The following is an 18,373-nucleotide window of genomic DNA, read 5'->3' as shown; positions in this document are numbered from 1 at the left end:
GAGGGGGCTCCGAATAAATGGAAAAACAACAACATACGGGGCTTTATTGCCTCGCTGGTGTCTTGCGTCATCACGGATTGGACACAAGTCCTGAACGCTTGGCAACCAGTTACGCAATCGGCAGTGAGCCGGTAACCTCGGCCATGTTGGTACGCATGGCCAAGGAAGCCGGGTTGCGTGCCCGCCTGACCAAGGTGGGCCGTGCCGGATTGATGAAACTGGGCGATGCCTATCCCGCGATGGCACGCCTCGATAATGACAACTGGGTATCAGTCGTTGGGACCGGGCGAGCCGAAAGCGGAGAAGAAATCGTCCAGATTTTCGATCCACTTGCCGCGCGTCCTGAAATATTGGCTCTGCCACTCGACCAGTTTTGCAGTCGGTGGAGCGGCGAACTGCTGCTGACAAAACGCAGCTACGCCTTTAGCGACCCTGACCAGCCGTTCGGTTTTCGCTGGTTCCTGCCGGAAATCATCAAACAACGAAAACTGTTCCTCGATGTAGGCATAGCGGTGCTGTTCCTCTATGCGCTGGGGTTGGCAACGCCAATTTTCTTTCAGCTCGTCATCGACAAGGTTCTTGTCCATGAGAGTTATTCGACGCTTTATGTTCTGACGATCGGCATCTGCGTTGCACTGCTGTTCGACGCGCTTTTCGTATTCCTGCGCCGATATCTATTGATATTCGCCACCAACCGCATCGACATCAAGGTTGCGACACGCACCTTCAAGCATTTGCTCGATTTGCCGATCACATATTTCGAACAGGGCTCTGCCGGTGTTCTGGTCAAGCATATGCAGCAGGCCGGGCGGATTCGCGAATTCATGACCGGCAGGCTGTTCCTGACGCTACTCGACGCTTTGTCACTCTTTGTATTTGTACCGGTGCTTTATCTCTATAGCCCCCGGCTGGCCACAATGGTGCTTCTTTTCAGCGTGGCGATTGCCGTTGTTGTGGCTGTTCTCGTTGGCCCATTCAAGCGCCGTTTGCAGGCGCTCTATGAGGCGGAAGGTGTGCGCCAGGGAATGCTGGTCGAGACCGTTCACGGCATGAGAACTGTCAAATCCCTGGCTATGGAGCCGCTACAACGCCGCGTTTGGGACGACCGCTCCGCACAAACGATAACCACCCGTTTCAATGTCGAGAAAATCTCCACCGTAGCCCAGTCGATCACCGGCTTCATGGAAAAGCTCATGAGCGTTTCGATCGTCGGCTTTGGCGCGCTTGCCGTGTTTGACGGAAGCATGACCATTGGCGCACTCGTCGCCTTCAACATGCTTGCCGGCCGGGTTTCTGGCCCACTGGTCCAGATCGTCACCATGGTTCACGAATATCAGGAAGTTGCACTTTCTGTGCGCATGCTGGGCGAGGTCATGAACCAGCGGGTGGAACGCAGCGGTCGCACGGAAGGCTTGAGGCCAGACATCACTGGAAGCATCGAGTTCCAGAACGTCTCTTTCCGCTATCGGCCCGACACGCCAATGGCCCTGGACAATGTCTCATTCGCCATCGAACCCGGAACTATTTTTGGTGTCGTTGGCCGTAGCGGTTCGGGCAAGACAACGGTAACCCGCCTTATCCAGGGGCTCTATCCAATCCAGGAGGGCATCATCCGCATTGGTGGCCACGATGTCCGCGAAATCGATCTCGTGCATCTTCGCAAGAATGTGGGCGTCGTGCTTCAGGACAATTTCCTATTCCGTGGCACGGTTCGTGAAAACATCGCGGCGGCCAAACCCGACGCAAGTTTCGAGCAGGTGGTCAACGCTGCCCGACTCGCTGGCGCCGAGGAATTCATTGAACAGTTGCCGCGCGGTTACGACACGATGATCGAGGAAAATGCGGAAAACCTGTCAGGTGGGCAGAAGCAGCGCCTGTCGATCGCCCGTTCACTGGTCAATGATCCGCGCATCCTCATCTTCGACGAGGCAACCAGCGCGCTCGACCCGGAGACCGAGATGATCGTGCGCCAAAGCATTCGTGGCATTGCCGAGGGGCGAACTGTCATCATCGTCTCCCATCGGCTCTCCACACTCGCCGATGCGGATGCCATTCTGGTCATTGATCGGGGACGTCTGGCCGACATCGGTGGCCATGACCAGCTATTGTCGCGCTGCACGACCTATCGCCAACTGTGGAACCAGCAAACGAGGCTTGCCGGATGAAAGCCGCCCGTACCAAGCTCGCGCTAGCAAAAGCAGAAAGCGCGCCTGCACCAACCACGCAGCCGACCCTGACAATTGTCCCGCCGACCGAGCGTCCGGTGATCATGGAGTTCCAGCCCGACGCCATTGAACTGGAGCAGCGACCACCTCCAAGATTGGCGAGGATGACGCTTTATGGTGTGGTGCTGTTCATTGTCGGTGCTGTGTTCTGGGCCTCTGTCTCGCAGATCGACGAAGTCGTCGTAGCACCCGGCAAACTGATTACCACACGCCCTATGCTGGTCGTGCAACCGTTTGAGACCTCGGTCATTCGCTCGATAGAGGTGAAAGTTGGAGACACTGTTCGTGCAGGACAAACCCTTGCGACGCTTGATCCGACCTTTGCAGCATCGGACAGCAAGCAGATACTCGGCAAAATTCAGGGTTTCGACGCCCAAATCGACCGCATAGACGCTGAATTGGACGGAAAAACTTACGCACCGCCCAAGAGCGCGAGAGCCGATGAAAAGCTTCAGGCGCAGCTTTTCGCGCAGCGCAGAGCATTTTACGATGCCAAGATCCGCGACTTCGAAACACGCATTGCCCAGGCACAAGCAACGCTTGCGGCCAGTCGCGGTGAAGAAGCTGTTCTGCTGAAACGCCTGACTGGTCTTCACGAAATCGACAAGATGCGCGAAACGCTGTTCGATCAGGGCACGGGCTCGCGGCTCAGTTACTTGCAGGGACGCGACGTTAGTCTGGATATTGAAGCCAATCTTGGTCGTATTCGCGGCAACCAACTGGAAACCGGACAGACGATAGAGCAGGCCAAAGCCGAGCGGCAATCCTTCATCGAGGATTTTCGGCGCGCATCAATGGAAAATCTGGTCGAGTTGCGCGACAATCGCACCGCCGCGGCCGAAGAGTTGAAGAAAGCAGAGCTACGCCAAAAGATGGCGGTGCTGACCGCGCCAGCCGACGCCGCCGTGCTTAATGTTGCCCAACGCTCGATCGGCTCGATCGCGCGTGAAGCCGAACCACTCTTCACCATGGTTCCACTTGACGTGCCTTTGGAAGCCGAAGTCAGCGTTTCGGCAAAAGACATAGGTCAGCTGGCGGAAAAAGATTCGGTCCGGATCAAGTTCGATGCCTTCCCGTTTCAGAAGTACGGCACCGGAAATGGCAAGGTCCGCAACATCAGCCAGGATGCTTTCGGCCCAGAACAAAGAACCGAGGAACCGGCGCAAAATGGTGTGCCCTTCTATAAGGTCAGGATCACGCTAGACGACGTGAACCTGAGGAACATTCCGGCCGGATTTCACTTTATTCCCGGAATGACCGTGCAAACCGAAATCAAGACCGGGCAGCGCAGCGTCATCTCCTATTTCCTCTATCCACTGCTCCGCGGTCTGGATGAAAGTCTCCACGAACCGTAAACCTGTGCTGATCACTAAAGCACATCGCGTCCAAAGGGATTCATGCAAGGTGCTTTAAGCCATTGTTTTTGTGCATGTCGTTGTCTGAAAAACCGCTGCACACTTTTGGGCGACATGCACTGATGCTTGTTACGATCCTGCGCGCAGGCGTGGTCTGGCAAGCATACCGCCATACAGTGCGACAAAACCGAGGAAAGCTGCACCCCAAAGCCCGGCCGAAATATCGAGCAATACTGTTGCCGATGGTACAAAAGCAGCACCGATGCGGCACAAGGCGGCGAATACCACCGCGAGATAGATCATGCGAGTTCCGGCATTCGCATACAATTTGCGCCCCGTATGCCCAAGCGTGGCACGGGTCATGACGGCAAGCGTCATCGAACCGACCGCCCCCACGCCGAATGCGTGAAGACCTGCGACTGGTTGTACGACTTCAGGGATGAGTACGGCCAGTCCGGCAAGCAAGAAGCCGACCGGTACAAAAAGATAGGCTATATGCAGCACAATCACCAAAGGATCGCGCAATGTGCGGTCGCCTGCCCAGCGCAAGAGCCGCACAATGTTAAGGAGTGCGGCACCAAGCATCGCCACGCCTGTCCCCGTCTGATTGGGCAATAGCGTCCACGCTGCCAATGCCAGTGCGGAAAAAACAATAACCACTGCATCGAAACGCTCAAACGGCACCGGCAACCGTCCCGGATTCTCACGCACCAACCAGTTGCGGGTGAAGCTTGGAATGATGCGCCCGCCGATAATCATGATGAGGACGATTGCAGCACCAATCCCCAGCCTGCGCGCCCCATCCGAAACACCGTTATTGTGAGCCTCAAGATGAAACGCCACATTCGCCAGAAAAAGCACGCTGACAGGTATGATAACTTTCAGGTTTCGCCAATTGCGTCCGGCAATGACCTCCCGCGCGGCGCAGACCACAACGGCCAGAAGAAATGCGCAGTCGATAAATAGGGCAGGAAGCCAACCGATCTGTGCCGAAAAAAACACAGCGAAACGCCCGGCAACCCAGATGGAAAGCAGCGTCAGCAGTGGCAACCCCTGCAATGGCAACCGGCCCGTCCAGTTTGGAATTGCCGTGAGCAAAAAGCCGGTCATGACCGCTGCGAGATAGCCAAACAACATCTCATGGATATGCCAGTCCACCGGCGCAAACAGGCTGGAAGTATCGAGAACTCCGTAAAATATGGGCAACCAAAACAGGATCGTCGCACCGGCATGGAATGCACCAAACAGGAAAAACGGCCGAAATCCGTAAGAGAGAAGTGCCGGATAGGAACCAGTTTTTGTGCGTGCAATTGCCATATCGGTCACTTCGTTTGTGCAACACGGCTGGCCCGGCGATAACACCGGGCCGCACATGTCAGATCAGCAAGGCTTTTCTGGTTCAATTAAGCTGAGCCGCTTCGGCAAACAATTCTTTGAATTTCTTCTTTGCCTTGCCAGGATTCTTGACCATCTCGGCTTCTTCGAGATTGACCGGCTTGCCGACAACGATCAAAGCCACCATACCCAATCCGTAATGCGGCGTGCATTTGACGCCATAGACACCTTCCTTGTTGACCGTGACCGAAATCTCCTTGCTCATCTTGCCCTTGAATGGCGTCGCACCTTCTGGAATCATGCCTTTGATGCTCTCGGCATCATGACCTTTGTCGGTCGGAAGGAAGGTGATTGTATCGCCGGGTTCAGCTTGAATGAAGTCGGGTTGGAACACCATCACACCCTTGTCACCCTTGTTGAGCATCTGGACTTGATGTTCTGCTGCCTGTGCCGCGCCCGCCACAAGCGCAAATGCGAGCGCAATGCCCGTTGCCAAAGTGTACTTCATGATTTTACCTTTCTTTTCAATGGCGCCCGCCCATCGGCTTCGCGTCGTTGCATGGCTCTTACGCCGCGCCCGACAGGTAAACTTTGTTGCAACGCAAACAAGATGACGGCCGAGGGAAAAACGCCGCAGATTCGGCGACTTGCCGTGCCTTGGGCAATTGTGGGATTGTGCCGCGCACAATCTCATGCTTCCTACATCGCCAAGGAGGAGTAATCTTGAGCCGTCTGGACCGTTCGCTGATAGCCGGCCTGCCCGCATTTCAAGGCATTCCGGCCGAAGATCTTGACGCCATCATTGGTCAGGCCCGCTCATTGCGCATTGCCAAGAACCAGCCTGTGTTCGAGCAGGACGGAGAGGCGCTTTCCTTCTTCCTCCTGCTCGATGGGCATGTGCGGGTGGTGAAATCCACGCCCGATGGCCAACAGGTCATCGTTCGCTATATCAGTCCCGGCGAATTGCTGGGGATTGCCCATGCGCTGGGCCGCACGACCTATCCCGCAAGCGCCATTGCCGCCATCGACTGCGTGGTGCTGGCATGGCCGGGGCGGCTTTGGCCCGAATTTGCCGCCGCTTTTCCAGATTTCGGTGCCAACACCTACAAGGCAGTCGGTGCACGACTTCAGGATGCACACACCCGCGTTGTCGAAATGTCGACCGAACAAGTCGACCGTCGCGTTGCCCACGCACTGCTCAAGCTGGTGGAGCAGAGCGGCAAGAAGACCGAAGATGGTTTGTTGATCGACTTTCCAATCTCGCGCCAGGACATTGCCGAAATGACGGGAACAACACTTCACACAGTAAGCCGTCTGCTCACCGCCTGGGAAGACCGGGGTTTGGTCAAGAGCGGCCGCCAGAAAGTCACTGTTGTCGAACCTCGCCGCTTGCTCATGCTCGCCGAGGGGCACGACTAAAACGCTTGCACCCGCCACAGGGCTAAAACAGACCGACGTCATCTCGCGGTTGAAGACCTATAACCGGGCAATATCCGAGCTGCGAACGAGGCTGCTATTGGCAGAGGAGCACATTCACGTTGGGCCGATGCTAAACATCGGCCCAAGACATTCAGCCCCTGACATCGATTCATTGGGGCAATGCATCATCTGCAAACTGGGCAAGGAATTCTTCGCTCGGGGGAATGGGCTTTATTACATCGATCAGCACGCCGCTGGGGTCACGCGTGAGGAAATGTCTTTGACCGAATGGCTCGTCCCGTAGCGGACAAAGCATCGGCAGGTTCTTACCCCGTAGCTCCTCATATATCGCATCCACGTCCTCCACCTCGAAGTTCAATAGCATCCCTGAAACGCGGCCACGCGCCGCCTCGGGGATCGTCTCATGATCTCCTTGAAGGATCGCCAGATTGACGCTTTCGTCGTAGGTCGACTGCAGATGCACATACCAATCGCTGTCGAAAAGCGACCGGAAGCCAAAATATGTCTGGTAGAATGTGCTAATCTCAAAAACATCTTCCACCATGAGAACAGGATAATATTGCGTCAGTTTCATCGCTTGCGCTCCTCTGCAATAACATACACACTGTATGTTGATGGATAAGTAACATACAGGCTGTATGTATGCAAGAGCGACGTTCAAATATCGACCGCAGTCAGGAAACACGCGGTGCCTTAATCAAAGCTGCTCGAACACTGTTTTTCGAAAAAGGGTATACGGCCACGGGAACGCCCGAGGTTGTCGAAAAGGCAGGCGTAACGCGCGGCGCGCTCTATCACCACTTCAAGGATAAGCAGGCGTTGTTTCAGGCCGTCGTTGAAGCCGAAGCACTACAGATCGCCGAAGAGATCGAGGCCAATGCGATCAACGCGACCACCCCGGTGGAGGCGCTGCTCTATGGTGCAAAGGCTTATTTCCAGGCAATGCGCCGGCCGGGTCGCGTGCGGTTGCTGTTGCTCGAAGGACCAGCAGTTCTTGGCCCCGAGGAGATGCGCCGGATAGACCTGGAAACAGGCGGTCGGGAACTGCGGAGCGGTATCAAGGATGCGCTCGGGACAAATGCCACGACTGCGGAAATCGATATCTGTGCGGATCTGTTGTCAGCGATGTTCGACCGAGCCGCGTTGGCTTGCGATGCCAAAGCGGATAGCAAGGCTTATGAGAATGCGATTGCCGCGCTTCTTTCGATCCTTGTTCGTGAACGGCTCTAAAGCACATCGCGTCTAAGGGGATTCATGCAGGGTGCTTCAAGCCTTTGTTTTTGTGCATGTCGTTGTCTGAAAAACCGCTGCACACTTTTGGGCGACATGCATTAGAACCTCGCAAGATCACCCTCATTAGTGATCAGATCGGGCTCGAAGGCGTCATCTAATTGGGTTCTGTCGGATGCCTGTTTCATCTCGCCTGGCAGACATTTGCGTGACAGGTTCCATTGATCATCGTGATCTAAAGGCTATCCTCCAGGATCGGCACGACGCCTACCGTGTCATCACCCCTGCTGAAAGCGACCGCAAGGCGAAAACTGTGCGCGATCCTGAGGGCACGATCCATGAACAGTGCTGCGACTTGTGGCGGGCAAAGGCGCTTCACCGTGGCCCTGAACAGGGTAAGCCAACGCCGGAAATGCGCTTCACCCAAACCCGGGATGGCCAGATGTGGCGGCAGCGGTCGCCCGTCATATCGGGAAGTCCTGAGTAAAGTTGCCGACCAGAAGTCACACATTTTGGCGAGATGGCGCGGCCACTCGTCCGGCTCGATCCTGCTGTTGAAGACCGGGCCGAGGAGTTCATCGCGCCGGATCTCGTCGTAGAACCCGTGGACGACAGCATGAACCATCGCTTCATCGAGAATATCAGGCAGGGGAACGCCATCGACGACAATCGTCTTCCTGCCACGATTTGGTTCACTCATATCACCGTCCCTGTTCTGTTCATGCCCAACCGTTGCCTGGCAACTTCACTCATCATCTCCGGCATCCACGCTGGCTCGTATGTAAGGCGCACTTGCGCAAATTGCACACCTTCAACCGACCATGCCGCATTTGCCACCGCATCCTTGAGGTAACCCGTTGCCGGACACCCTTTTGAGGTCGTCGTCATTTCGATTTCCGCAATGTCACCTTCCAAAATGGCGACATCGTAGATCAACCCGATATCGACGACGTTCTCGCCCAATTCAGGATCGATCACCACGCGCAACGCATCGATGACGTCGGCAACGAGATTTCCATGTTCGATACCATCCATGCTGTTATTACCTCGAACCGCCGGAGCGAATTACGACCCGGTAGTGGCCTTCAGGCTCGAAATCTCCACGCCAGCGATGGCCACGCGTTTCCAGTTCCTCAAAAGAAACACCGGTTTGCGTGGCAACAAAACTGCAATCGTCTGGCCAGCGGCAAGTGTCTCCACGCCCTCAAGTGTCCTGACCATCGGTTCGGGAGGATCGAGATCGCGATTGTCGAGCTGTTGGATGGGTTCGGGCCATATATCGCCAGCATCGGCAGTGGCGGTGGTTGGTTGCGCCTGCCGCGCCACCTCCGTCGACGCGCCGGCTGGCGTGAAGATGACTTCCCAATCCCCCTCGCCAATCTCGCGTGCTGCCGATTCAAAACCGCGTGCACCAAGAACCTGGAACAACGGAAGAGGTTTGAATGTCGCCAGCAATCGCAGCCCCTGCCCCGGCGCAAGTTCGGCCACGGCTTGCATGATGACGCTGAACGGTTCACCGCCGTTACGCAGGATCGGGCGAACATCGAGATCATAATGTGTTGGGGTCATGCAAAGCTCCAATCATTGCTAACGAGGAGAGACAAGAAAAAGGCCCGGCCGCACGGTCCCTTCGGGCAAACGCGCAGCAACGGCAATATTGAACAGGCGACGCACCAGAACCATTTCCACGACCAGCGCAACCGTTGCGATAAGCGTGGCTGCCATCGCAGAGCGAAATATCACCGTCATATCTGCCAACAACGCAGCAGTGCCGACGGCCACTGCGGAAAAATAAAGCGCAAACCAAACCTTGTCGCGCCCCTCCATGACAAGATCCTGCACGCGCGGTGTGGGTTTCCTGCCCATTACAGGACCATAGCATTCCAGCCAGGTAAGGAACGGAACGATCTTGTAGAGTTGCGTAAGACCGAGCCCCGTCAACCAGCCAAAAGCGACAAGATAGAGAAGTGCGCCAATATGTATGGCCAGTGTTCCGCTCGCGAGCAAAATAGCAAACAGCAGGACCGAGAGATAGAACGCGCAGAAAGCACCGACAGCCGCGAGGCTGTTGAGTTCAATCTTGCGGCGCTTGCGATGGGTGTAGAAAAAGACAAGGTCGAAGCAATGGAAAGCAACAGCCACCAGCCCCAGCAGAAAGGCGAATGGCAACGCCGCCCCAGGGCCGCCAATTGCCATTTCTATGGGACTGCCGACAATCACCAGAGCAAGAGCGATTACGCCGCACCATAGGACGACGCGATTGCTTCCCCGTTCGCCATCCGGAGACAGCATGAACATTGGCAACAAGCGATAGCTCACACCAATTGCTGAAAATGTAAGCCATCCGCCAAGCCCGGCAGTGATGTGCAATGGGAGCGCTTCACTCCCCCATGTCCCCGCCAGGTCAACCGACGGAAAACCTGAAAGGATTGCTGTAAACAATGCCCCAAAAGTAGCTGTCGTGACAACAAAAACCAAACCCCAGGCCACAAAGCGCGCCGGCAGGGAAAGCGGCCGACCACTCAACAACGTATCGCCCAACACGATAACGGCAAGGGTAAAACCAGTGGGCAAAAGTACACCGGAAAAAGCGAGGAAGGGAATTTCGATGGCCAGGCCACCTGAGAGTTGAAGAAATCCCGCAAGCAAACATCCCAGCCCGGCAAGCAGACAAACCAGGATGGGAAGGACGAGTGTCGGACGGCGCAACGGGCGCGCGACCAGCACCGGGACGAACTGGAATAAGGCGCCGCACATCAAGAGGCTGAGCCAGCCGATTGTAACCATATGCACGAGGATCAATGTTTGCGGCGAGCGAATGTCAACCGTTGGGAAGCCATAACCGGCCACCATCAGCGTCTGTGCGGCAAGCAAAAACACCAGTGCAGCGGCAAAGTAGGCCATCGTCCAGCGCGATAGCGCCGCACCCATCATTGCTCTTGCCCCCACAATAAGCCTGCGGTCTCACCGTGTGTGAAATCCGCACAAAGCCAGTCGCAACAGCCCAGAATTTCCGGTCCTGCCGGTGCGAGCAGGTCCGCCGCGATCAATTCGACAAGCGTTACCAATCGTTGCGAATGGCTGCCCACGTCCAAAGCGTTGCCATGCGACGCAACAACAGACCCCTGCCGGTTCCAATCGCAGACTTGCATCTATGGGCTCCCTGTTCACAACATCAGGCATGATTTAAAACATGAATTGTTGATACATGTATTTGCGAAAAGGCAAACAGCAGCGACAATGGATGCGTTATTTTCCGCATCTCTCATGCTGCGAGAAAATGGCCGATGCGGCGAGGCACCAACATGATGACATATCTGCGATGAAACTGGAGCGCGACGTCAATGGCGACCTGTTCGTAGAGCCGAGCATTCTTGCCAATCGACTTTCCACCAGCATTGCCGATCTGCAAAGGATGATGCGGCTTGGACTGGTAACGAGCACAGTAGAGACCGGAACTGACGACGATGACGGTCGCCAGCGTCTGACCGTCAGGCGCGGCAACACAGTTTGGCGCGCAATCATCGACCTGGATGATAATGTTCTAAGTGAAGAGATACTGGATTTGCAGCGTTTAGAGCACCGGCCGAAAACCGGTCAGGCAATGTAATGGCAACTCCATCTCATTGCTCGTCATCGTCATCATCCATCAATATGCGCTCGGCAGCACCGTCGAGATCGTCATACTGACCGCTACGCAAAGTCCACAGGAATGCGTAGAGCGCAGCTCCACCCAGAATGAGCGCAAGCGGAACGAGGAAAACAAGCGCACTCATTTGGCCAACACCGGATTAGCCGTGGCGGAAACCGGGCTTATGTCGCGAGGGCGGACGGCGTCACTGTGTCTCCCCGATTTCAGGCGCATGGCGTTGGTGACAACCACGATAGAAGAAAACGACATTGCCAGCGCCGCGATCAGCGGCGTGACAGCGCCGGAAATCGCGACCGGCAGCGCGATGATGTTGTAACCGATTGCCAGTGCGAAATTCTGCCGGACCAGCCTCCCCGCTTCACGCGCGACTGAAAGTGCCCTTGGAACCGCGTCGAGGCTTTCGTGAAGGAATACAAAATCGGCAGCATTGCGCCCGATGTCGGCGGCGGTTGCCGGAGCCATGGATACATGTGCCGCAGCAAGAGCCGGAACATCGTTCAACCCATCGCCAATCATCAGCGTATTGTGACCCGCGCTCGAAAGAGCAGCCAGGCGCTCAACCTTGGAACCCGGCAACAGCCCGCCACTAAAGTCGGCTATGTCGAGTTGCTGCGCTGTCATCGCAACGGAGGCCAACTCATCGCCGGACAGGATCACAATATTTAACCCCTGTCGCCGCAGTGCCTCTATTGCGGCCTTTGCGTCGGGGCGAAGGTCATCGGCGAACACGAATTTGGCCAACAGATCGCCATTGCGGGCAAGAACAGTCCCCGTTTCGGTGGCACCATTTGCCAGCGCCCATTCGGCTCGCCCAAGGCGATAACACGCTTCTTCTGCATGAGCTTCCATGCCAAAGCCGGGATACTCCATCACGCCGGTAAGACCTGCAGACACGCCATCATCGCGTGAAGAAGCTGCAGCAATCGCCGCTGAGAGCGGATGGCGCGATTGTGCGGCCATGGTCGCGGCAATGTGCAGCGTGTCCTTATCGATGAGGTTGGCGTTGACCAGGCCGGGGCGGCCAAGTGTCAACGTCCCTGTCTTATCAAAGACCACCGTGTCAATTTCCGCCAATCGCTCGATGCCGGAACCGTCCTTGACCATGATGCCATTCTCGAACAGACGGCGCGCTGCAACCACCTGAACAATGGGAACGGCAAGACCCAACGCACAGGGGCAAGTGATAATCAGCGCCGCGATCGCAATTCCAACCGCCCGGTGCCAGTCACCGGTCGCCGCCATCCAGCCAAGAAATGTCAGCAAGGCGGCTGCGTGAACGAGAGGCGAGTAAAGTCGGGCCGCACGATCAGCCAGACGCCGGTAATGGGCTCTCCCGCCTTCCGCCGCTTCCATGAGGCGCACCATTTCGGCAAGAAATGAGTCTTGCGCACGCGCATGCGCCACCATCGTCAGCGGCCCCGTCAGATTGAGCGTGCCCGCCCGAATTTCAGTGCATCTCTCAACATGTCTCGGCGCACTTTCCCCGGTGACGAGCGCGCAATCCACATCCGACACGCCCTGTCTGACCTCGCCATCGACCGGCACGCGATCACCGGCAGCCAGAAAAATCTGCATGCCCGGCTCGATTTCATCGACAGGCAGGTAGTCGCGGCTACCGTCATCGCGCAGCACCGTTGCCCCGCGTGGCGTGAGCCGGATCAATCCGCGTACAGCAGCCCGCGCCTTTTCGCGCATGACATGATCGAGCGTACGGCCAACCAGAAGAAAGAAGATGAGCGTTGTCACCGCATCGAAATAGGCATGTTCGCCGTTGTTAAACGTGTCGTAGAGGCTGAGACAGAACGCCAGTGTTATGCCAATGGAAATTGGCACATCCATGTTGGTTCGGCCATTCTTCAACGCACCCCATGCTGAGCGAAAGAATATCTGCGCCGAGTAAAGCAGTGCGGGCAGTGCAAGCGCGCCCGAAATCAGGTGGAATGCCTGCCGGGTTTCCGCGTCTGCGCCCGACCAGACCGAAACCGACAAAAGCATGATGTTCATGGCGCAGAAGCCAGCGACTCCCAATGCGCGGATCAGGCGCCAAAGCTCCGGGTCGCTCTTGTCGTCCTCCGCTTCGAAAAGATGGGCCGGATAGCCAAGCTCGGCCAGGGTCAGGATCATCGGCGGCGTTATCTCGCCTCGCCACTTTACGCTGACGCGTTTCGTCGACAGGTTGACGCGCGCATATTCGACGCCGACAAGACGGGAAAGCCCACGCTCGATCTTCTGGATACAGACAGCGCAATGCACACCCGGAACGGCGAGATCGGTCTGGTAGAGACCGTCATCCACTTCGCGGCTGGCCAGCTTGAGTTCTTCCGCCGATGGATCACGTCCAAATTCGGCAGCCGCTTCAACACCTGGTGCGCAGCAACTCATCTGACCTTTCTCACTTGATCGCCCTTACGCAATCGCTTTGTAGGCATGCCATGTCGCGTGACCAAGCAAGGGGAAGATAACGATCAGACCAACAAGACCTGTCGCGACCGCCAGCAGGAACAGGATCGACACGAGTGCGCCCCACATCACCATGACAGGCAGGTTTCGCCAGACCATTGAAATACTTGTCCCCATGGCCGTGAAGGCATCCGTTCGCTGATCGAGCAGCATCGGAATCGCAAACACGCTGATGGCAAAGGAAAAAGCCGCGAACAACCCGCCAACCGCCGTACCTACCACCAGCATTCCCCACCCTTCAGGCGTGGTGATGAGCATTTCAACGACATGGTCGAGGCCGGGAAAAGGTCGAAGACCAAAGAACAACGCGTAGATAATGACTGCCGCGCGCATCCAGACCAGCATGAGCAGGCACAAAATGGCACCCGTATAGAGAACTTGCGCGCCCGAGCGTGTCGTCACGAACAACATTGCCTTGAGGTTTACAGGTTCACCTGCCCCAAGCGCGCGGCTCTTTTCATAAAGGCCGACAGCGATCAAGGGGCCAACCACCATAAAACCGGCCAACGCAGGCAAGAGGATGTAATCGAGTTCCAGCGCAAACAAACCCCACACGATGACGATAGAGGCGACGAAAATGGCGAGCCCGTAAACGAGGCTCGGACCTGGCATTGTCCATAGGTCACGCCAGCCTGCACCAAGCCATCCGAAGGCTGCACCGGCGGGAAGGTAGCGGCGGCGTTGTTCGGCCAGGGGAACGAAATTGTCAGACTGTTCGGCGCTAGCCATACCGTTATCCTTTCAGCATTCAGCAGGCGGAACGCGCCGCCCGCAATGGTGCGCCGTCAGCGCCGATGTCCTTGGCATGTGGCACACAACCGGGCTGCGAGGTAACCGCGACATAGACCAGATGGGCATTAGCGCCAACCAGTAAGGCGAGCCCAGCTCCCACAAGAGACCAGACGAGAACTTTGCTCAACGGGCGTCGTATCGGTGGAGACATTGAAGCGGTTCCCGCTGTCGAGGATGACAATCCCGCATTCATTGCGGCGTCCCGTCCAGCGTATGCACATAAAGCGTCAGAAGCTTGACCTGTAGAGGCGACAACCTCGTGCCCCAGTTGGGCATATGGCCCTGACGCCCGGAATAAACACTTGTGTAGACGCTCTGCACATCATGACCATAAATCCAGGCCTGATCCGTCAGGTCGGGCGCGCCGACATCATGCGATCCCTTGGCGTCTTCACCATGACAGGCCACGCAGTTGTTCTGGAAGACCTCTTTGCCGGCCTCAATTCGCTCTGCATCACCGGCGGCGGGCGTCAGACCTGAAAGCGAACGGACATAGGCAACAGCCTCGGCGATTTGCTCCGGCTGCAATATACCGTCACGACCGAAAGCCATCATTTGCGATACGCGGGTATCCTCATCTGTAGCGTTGATACCGACCCGGATCGTTTCCTCGATCATCTCCGGCTCACCACCCCAAAGCCATGATTTGGCTGTAAGGTCGGGGAAGCCGGGACCACCTGTTGCGTTGACACCATGACAGGCCGCGCAATTGTCAATGAACAGCGTACGCCCGGCTTCCTTCACCGATTGCATCAAGGGTGCATCCGCTTCGATATCGGCATAAGACATGGTCGAGACCTTGTCGGTCCATAATGCTGCGCGGCTGGCATCAGCTTGCGCCACTTGTTGCGTCACCACATTGCGCTGGTCAAAACCGGTTATACCCTTGGTATAAGTCCAGATAAGCGGCCATGTTGGATAAAGTATCCAGCAAATGATCGCGAATGCCGTCGTTACAGCAAGAAAGAAGAACACCACGCGCGGGATTGGTGTTTCAAGTTCCTCGATGCCGTTCCACTCATGGCCGGTTGTCATCCGGCCAGTAACCCGATCCTGCTTTTCAACCGCCATCGTCTAGGCCCCCGGTCCCGATTGTTTACCGTGCCCCGACCTGTCGTCCTTCCTCCTGTCGTCTCCCGGTTTGTCGTATCCCGGTTTGTCGTCCCCGGGCCTATCATCCTTGTCGAAAATACTGACCTTTGCATGATCGAAGCGTTTCCGGTTGGAAGGCCAGAGTGCGTAGATCACCACGCCGATCGAAAAGGCGATGAGATAAAACAGCCCCCAGCTCTTGGACAAGGCGACGAGCGTGTTATGGTCGATGTCCATATCTATTCTCCCGCCGACGCTGACTGCTTGTAGGCGGCATCGGTCAGCCGCCCCAGAATTTGCAGATAGGCAACGAGTGCATCCATCTCGGTCACCCGTGTTGGATCACCGTCAAAGGCACGCACCTGCGTTGCCTCGCCATATCGTTCACTGACCCCGCTCGCCGCTTCGCTGTCTGGTGTCGCCTGGCCAAATGCGTCGCTCGTGGCGTTGTCGATCATGTCCTGAGTATAGGGAACGCCAACCGTGCGCTGCGCGGCAAGGTTCTCGTTCAGCTCCGAAATCTTGAGGTCATTGCGTGCCAGCCAGCCATATTTCGGCATCACCGATGCCGGCACCACATCACGCGGATTGATGAGATGAGCGACATGCCATGCATCGGAATATTTGTCGCCAATGCGAGCAAGGTCCGGACCAGTACGTTTCGACCCCCACAGCATTGGATGGTCATATTTCGATTCGACCGCCAGCGAATAAGGGCCGTAGCGCTCGACTTCATCACGCAGCGTGCGGATCATCTGGCTGTGGCAGGCATAACACCCTTCGCGGATGTAAATGTCACGCCCCGCCAGTTCCAAAGGCGTATAGACACGCATGTCTGGCGCTTGTTCAACTGTCTCGTGAATGGTGAACAGCGGCGCTATCTCGACAAAACCGCCGATCGACGCGACGGCGACAATCGCGACGACAAAGCCGATGGAATTACGTTCGATCTTGCGATGGAAAAATTCGGGCATGATCGATTACTCCCCGGCCTGAACGGCGTCACGAACAAAGGCGGGGACATCCGCATCTTCCTTCTGCTCGGCAATACGCGTCTTGCTGGCGCGGATCGTCATCCAGATATTGTACGAGCAGACAATGGCACCCAGCAGGAACAACAACCCGCCGAACGCGCGTGCAATGTAATAAGGATGCATGGCTTCGACCGAGTCGAGGAAGGAATAGGCCAGTGTTCCGCTCTCGGTGTAGGTGCGCCACATCAGGCCCTGAATGATGCCTGAGTTCCACATGGCAAAGACGTAGACAATGGTGCCTGAAAGCGCCAACCAGAAATGGACCTCGATAAGTTTCGGCGAGTACATCGTTTCACGCTTCCACATCCACGGCACCAGCGCGTAAATCGACCCGAACGTGATCATCGCCACCCAACCGAGTACACCGGCATGAACATGGCCGACAGTCCAGTCCGTATAGTGTGACAGCGAGTTGACCGGGCGGATCGCCATGAACGAGCCTTCGAATGTCGAAAGGCCGTAAAACACGGCGGCGACCATCATGAAGCGCAGCGTGGCGTCGTCGCGCACCTTGTGCCAGGCACCGTTGAGCGTTGCCAGCGCGTTACCAGCCGACGCCCATGACGGCACCAGAAGCACCAGTGAAAACGTCATCCCAAGTGTCTGCACCCACTGCGGCAAGGCCGTGTAATGCAGATGGTGGGAGCCCACCCACATGTAAAGGAAGGTGATGCCCCAAAAGCTGATGATAGACAGGCGGTAAGAGAAAATCGGCCGCCCCGCACGCTTTGGCAGATAATAATACATCATCCCGAGAAAGCCCGACGTCAGAAAGAAGGCGACGGCATTATGACCATACCACCATTGCGTCATCGCATCCTGCACGCCCGAAAACAGCGAATAGCTTTTGGCGTGGGCAAACGACACGGGAACTGCGAGATTATTGACGATATGCAGGATCGCCACGACCAGAATGAAGGCCATGTAGTACCAGTTGGCGACATAGATATGGGGTTCCTTGCGCCGCGCCAACGTGCGCAGGTAGAGCAGGAAATATGCCACCCAAACGATAACCAGCCAGATATCGGCATACCATTCGGGTTCGGCATATTCCTTCGATTGGGTAATGCCTATGAAATAACCAGTGACCGCCAATATGCAAAAAAGATTATAGCCAAGCAGTACGAACCAGGGGGTCAATTGATCGGGCAAGCGCGCCCGCGAGGTGCGCTGAAGCACATGAAAGGAAGTGGCAATCAGTGCGTTGCCGCCAAAGCCGAAGACAACGCCTGTCGTGTGAACGGGACGCAGGCGGCCAAAACTCGCCCACGCCTGATCGAAGGTGAAATCCGGCCACGCAAGCAGCGCTGCTACCCATACGCCAATGCCCATGGCGAACACGGCCCAGACCATCGTCAGCACGATACCGACCTTGGTCGGGTCGTCGAAATAGCGTGAGAGGCGTTCCGGATCGGGCTCGGGCGTGTAGTAGCCAGACATTACGACAAAGGCCAAACCCAGGCTGAAGATAAGGATCACGTAACCATGCACAGCAATTGGATCGCCACGACCGACTGCGGCCATTGCTATGCCGCACAGGCCCAACAGCACAAGAATGACAAGCGCGTTTTGGCGTTCAGTGAGCGTCAGTTGCGAGATCATATATTGTGCCGCCTGTTCAAATGAAACATTTTGCTGCGTTGGAGCGCAGGCCTTCACTAGACCAAGATGATCCATTGATCTTTGCGTTGGCGCAAGGAGCAATGTGGAGTAGTCCACTCATCAAGCCTATCGACATGACCATAATGTTGCATTGCA

Annotated in this window: 19 protein-coding genes and 2 pseudogenes; 5 read left to right on the top strand and 16 right to left on the bottom strand. The window is 56.4% G+C overall.

The window, feature by feature from the left end:
- The first annotated feature begins 17 nt into the window (after window positions 1-17).
- Together AC0L7S_RS11100 and AC0L7S_RS11095 are read left to right on the top strand one after the other, a co-directional pair.
- The gene (locus tag AC0L7S_RS11100) at window positions 18-2,165 is read left to right on the top strand and encodes a peptidase domain-containing ABC transporter (RefSeq protein WP_473470940.1); all 2,148 of its coding nucleotides are present in this window, start codon (window positions 18-20) and stop codon (window positions 2,163-2,165) included.
- Window positions 2,162-3,580 carry an HlyD family type I secretion periplasmic adaptor subunit gene (locus tag AC0L7S_RS11095; RefSeq protein ID WP_473470939.1) on the top strand — a complete coding sequence of 473 codons (1,419 nt, stop codon included), beginning with the start codon at window positions 2,162-2,164 and terminating at the stop codon, window positions 3,578-3,580. Before AC0L7S_RS11100 ends, AC0L7S_RS11095 begins: the two co-directional genes overlap by 4 nt.
- A 129-nt stretch (window positions 3,581-3,709) precedes the next feature.
- Here the strand turns inward: AC0L7S_RS11095 and AC0L7S_RS11090 are convergent, their stop codons facing one another.
- Together AC0L7S_RS11090 and AC0L7S_RS11085 are read right to left on the bottom strand one after the other, a co-directional pair.
- Window positions 3,710-4,897: an NnrS family protein gene (locus AC0L7S_RS11090; protein ID WP_473470938.1), complete on the bottom strand. Its 1,188-nt coding sequence runs from the start codon at window positions 4,895-4,897 to the stop codon at window positions 3,710-3,712.
- Window positions 4,898-4,979: 82 nt separating this feature from the next.
- Window positions 4,980-5,423 (bottom strand): pseudoazurin, encoded by a 444-nt coding sequence (locus tag AC0L7S_RS11085; protein WP_473470937.1) that lies wholly within the window; start codon window positions 5,421-5,423, stop codon window positions 4,980-4,982.
- Between the two features lie 215 nt (window positions 5,424-5,638).
- On the opposite strand from AC0L7S_RS11085, the gene AC0L7S_RS11080 reads away from it, so the two are divergent.
- Window positions 5,639-6,334 carry a Crp/Fnr family transcriptional regulator gene (locus tag AC0L7S_RS11080; protein ID WP_473470935.1) on the top strand — a complete coding sequence of 232 codons (696 nt, stop codon included), beginning with the start codon at window positions 5,639-5,641 and terminating at the stop codon, window positions 6,332-6,334.
- A gap of 169 nt (window positions 6,335-6,503) precedes the next feature.
- On the opposite strand, the gene AC0L7S_RS11075 is transcribed toward AC0L7S_RS11080, so the two are convergent.
- Window positions 6,504-6,929 (bottom strand): VOC family protein, encoded by a 426-nt coding sequence (locus AC0L7S_RS11075; protein WP_473470934.1) that lies wholly within the window; start codon window positions 6,927-6,929, stop codon window positions 6,504-6,506.
- A 68-nt stretch (window positions 6,930-6,997) separates the two neighbouring features.
- Here AC0L7S_RS11075 and AC0L7S_RS11070 point away from each other — a divergent pair, with 68 nt between their 5' ends.
- Complete coding sequence (locus AC0L7S_RS11070) at window positions 6,998-7,585, top strand: TetR/AcrR family transcriptional regulator (RefSeq protein ID WP_473470933.1); 588 nt, start codon at window positions 6,998-7,000, stop codon at window positions 7,583-7,585.
- A gap of 235 nt (window positions 7,586-7,820) precedes the next feature.
- Here AC0L7S_RS11070 and AC0L7S_RS11065 read toward each other — a convergent pair whose 3' ends face one another.
- From AC0L7S_RS11065 to AC0L7S_RS11045, 5 genes and pseudogenes are all read right to left on the bottom strand, one after another.
- On the bottom strand, window positions 7,821-8,285 hold the full coding sequence (locus tag AC0L7S_RS11065; RefSeq protein ID WP_473470931.1) for a group III truncated hemoglobin: 465 nt from the start codon (window positions 8,283-8,285) through the stop codon (window positions 7,821-7,823).
- Window positions 8,282-8,620, bottom strand: a complete 339-nt coding sequence (locus AC0L7S_RS11060; protein ID WP_473470929.1) for a metal-sulfur cluster assembly factor — start codon at window positions 8,618-8,620, stop codon at window positions 8,282-8,284. The genes AC0L7S_RS11065 and AC0L7S_RS11060 overlap by 4 nt, the downstream gene beginning before the upstream one ends.
- Window positions 8,621-8,627: 7 nt before the next feature.
- Window positions 8,628-9,154, bottom strand: a pseudogene (locus tag AC0L7S_RS11055) (DUF2249 domain-containing protein).
- Window positions 9,155-9,172: 18 nt separating this feature from the next.
- Window positions 9,173-10,519 carry a hypothetical protein gene (locus AC0L7S_RS11050; protein ID WP_473470928.1) on the bottom strand — a complete coding sequence of 449 codons (1,347 nt, stop codon included), beginning with the start codon at window positions 10,517-10,519 and terminating at the stop codon, window positions 9,173-9,175.
- Window positions 10,516-10,737 carry a hypothetical protein gene (locus AC0L7S_RS11045; protein ID WP_473470927.1) on the bottom strand — a complete coding sequence of 74 codons (222 nt, stop codon included), beginning with the start codon at window positions 10,735-10,737 and terminating at the stop codon, window positions 10,516-10,518. The genes AC0L7S_RS11050 and AC0L7S_RS11045 overlap by 4 nt, the downstream gene beginning before the upstream one ends.
- A 92-nt stretch (window positions 10,738-10,829) precedes the next feature.
- Here AC0L7S_RS11045 and AC0L7S_RS11040 point away from each other — a divergent pair, with 92 nt between their 5' ends.
- The gene (locus AC0L7S_RS11040) at window positions 10,830-11,195 is read left to right on the top strand and encodes a DUF6522 family protein (protein ID WP_473470926.1); all 366 of its coding nucleotides are present in this window, start codon (window positions 10,830-10,832) and stop codon (window positions 11,193-11,195) included.
- Window positions 11,196-11,208: 13 nt separating this feature from the next.
- Here the strand turns inward: AC0L7S_RS11040 and ccoS are convergent, their stop codons facing one another.
- From ccoS to ccoN, 8 genes and pseudogenes are all read right to left on the bottom strand, one after another.
- On the bottom strand, window positions 11,209-11,361 hold the full coding sequence (gene ccoS, locus AC0L7S_RS11035; RefSeq protein WP_473470924.1) for a cbb3-type cytochrome oxidase assembly protein CcoS: 153 nt from the start codon (window positions 11,359-11,361) through the stop codon (window positions 11,209-11,211).
- Window positions 11,358-13,619: a cation-translocating P-type ATPase gene (locus AC0L7S_RS11030; RefSeq protein WP_473470923.1), complete on the bottom strand. Its 2,262-nt coding sequence runs from the start codon at window positions 13,617-13,619 to the stop codon at window positions 11,358-11,360. Before AC0L7S_RS11030 ends, ccoS begins: the two co-directional genes overlap by 4 nt.
- Before the next feature lie 24 nt (window positions 13,620-13,643).
- Window positions 13,644-14,426: a DUF2189 domain-containing protein gene (locus AC0L7S_RS11025; RefSeq protein WP_473470922.1), complete on the bottom strand. Its 783-nt coding sequence runs from the start codon at window positions 14,424-14,426 to the stop codon at window positions 13,644-13,646.
- 19 nt (window positions 14,427-14,445) lie between these two features.
- Window positions 14,446-14,640 (bottom strand): hypothetical protein, encoded by a 195-nt coding sequence (locus tag AC0L7S_RS11020; RefSeq protein WP_473470921.1) that lies wholly within the window; start codon window positions 14,638-14,640, stop codon window positions 14,446-14,448.
- A gap of 38 nt (window positions 14,641-14,678) precedes the next feature.
- A complete protein-coding gene (gene ccoP / locus AC0L7S_RS11015; protein ID WP_473470920.1) occupies window positions 14,679-15,560 on the bottom strand; it encodes a cytochrome-c oxidase, cbb3-type subunit III in 882 nt (293 codons plus the stop codon).
- 96 nt (window positions 15,561-15,656) lie between these two features.
- Window positions 15,657-15,818 (bottom strand): annotated as a pseudogene (locus AC0L7S_RS11010) (cbb3-type cytochrome c oxidase subunit 3); the annotation flags it as partial.
- Window positions 15,819-15,820: 2 nt separating this feature from the next.
- A complete protein-coding gene (ccoO, locus tag AC0L7S_RS11005) occupies window positions 15,821-16,555 on the bottom strand; it encodes a cytochrome-c oxidase, cbb3-type subunit II (RefSeq protein ID WP_473470919.1) in 735 nt (244 codons plus the stop codon).
- 6 nt (window positions 16,556-16,561) lie between these two features.
- Window positions 16,562-18,217, bottom strand: a complete 1,656-nt coding sequence (ccoN, locus tag AC0L7S_RS11000) for a cytochrome-c oxidase, cbb3-type subunit I (protein WP_473470917.1) — start codon at window positions 18,215-18,217, stop codon at window positions 16,562-16,564.
- Between the last annotated feature and the right edge of the window lie 156 nt (window positions 18,218-18,373).

It is taken from the genome of Mesorhizobium sp. G2-6-1 (assembly GCF_055809095.1).
This window is presented reverse-complemented; position numbering and strand designations above follow the sequence as displayed.

What these genes read in the sequence shown, in the direction of transcription:
- ccoO (WP_473470919.1), bottom strand. Translation starts at nt 16,555, where the DNA reads ATGCCCGAATTTTTCCATCGCAAGATCGAACGTAATTCCATCGGCTTT.
- AC0L7S_RS11075 (WP_473470934.1), bottom strand. Translation starts at nt 6,929, where the DNA reads ATGAAACTGACGCAATATTATCCTGTTCTCATGGTGGAAGATGTTTTT.
- AC0L7S_RS11085 (WP_473470937.1), bottom strand. Translation starts at nt 5,423, where the DNA reads ATGAAGTACACTTTGGCAACGGGCATTGCGCTCGCATTTGCGCTTGTG.
- AC0L7S_RS11070 (WP_473470933.1), top strand. Translation starts at nt 6,998, where the DNA reads ATGCAAGAGCGACGTTCAAATATCGACCGCAGTCAGGAAACACGCGGT.
- ccoS (WP_473470924.1), bottom strand. Translation starts at nt 11,361, where the DNA reads ATGAGTGCGCTTGTTTTCCTCGTTCCGCTTGCGCTCATTCTGGGTGGA.
- ccoP (WP_473470920.1), bottom strand. Translation starts at nt 15,560, where the DNA reads ATGGCGGTTGAAAAGCAGGATCGGGTTACTGGCCGGATGACAACCGGC.
- AC0L7S_RS11025 (WP_473470922.1), bottom strand. Translation starts at nt 14,426, where the DNA reads ATGGCTAGCGCCGAACAGTCTGACAATTTCGTTCCCCTGGCCGAACAA.
- AC0L7S_RS11040 (WP_473470926.1), top strand. Translation starts at nt 10,830, where the DNA reads ATGCGTTATTTTCCGCATCTCTCATGCTGCGAGAAAATGGCCGATGCG.
- AC0L7S_RS11090 (WP_473470938.1), bottom strand. Translation starts at nt 4,897, where the DNA reads ATGGCAATTGCACGCACAAAAACTGGTTCCTATCCGGCACTTCTCTCT.
- ccoN (WP_473470917.1), bottom strand. Translation starts at nt 18,217, where the DNA reads ATGATCTCGCAACTGACGCTCACTGAACGCCAAAACGCGCTTGTCATT.
- AC0L7S_RS11050 (WP_473470928.1), bottom strand. Translation starts at nt 10,519, where the DNA reads ATGATGGGTGCGGCGCTATCGCGCTGGACGATGGCCTACTTTGCCGCT.
- AC0L7S_RS11030 (WP_473470923.1), bottom strand. Translation starts at nt 13,619, where the DNA reads ATGAGTTGCTGCGCACCAGGTGTTGAAGCGGCTGCCGAATTTGGACGT.
- AC0L7S_RS11020 (WP_473470921.1), bottom strand. Translation starts at nt 14,640, where the DNA reads ATGTCTCCACCGATACGACGCCCGTTGAGCAAAGTTCTCGTCTGGTCT.
- AC0L7S_RS11045 (WP_473470927.1), bottom strand. Translation starts at nt 10,737, where the DNA reads ATGCAAGTCTGCGATTGGAACCGGCAGGGGTCTGTTGTTGCGTCGCAT.
- AC0L7S_RS11095 (WP_473470939.1), top strand. Translation starts at nt 2,162, where the DNA reads ATGAAAGCCGCCCGTACCAAGCTCGCGCTAGCAAAAGCAGAAAGCGCG.
- AC0L7S_RS11065 (WP_473470931.1), bottom strand. Translation starts at nt 8,285, where the DNA reads ATGAGTGAACCAAATCGTGGCAGGAAGACGATTGTCGTCGATGGCGTT.
- AC0L7S_RS11100 (WP_473470940.1), top strand. Translation starts at nt 18, where the DNA reads ATGGAAAAACAACAACATACGGGGCTTTATTGCCTCGCTGGTGTCTTG.
- AC0L7S_RS11060 (WP_473470929.1), bottom strand. Translation starts at nt 8,620, where the DNA reads ATGGATGGTATCGAACATGGAAATCTCGTTGCCGACGTCATCGATGCG.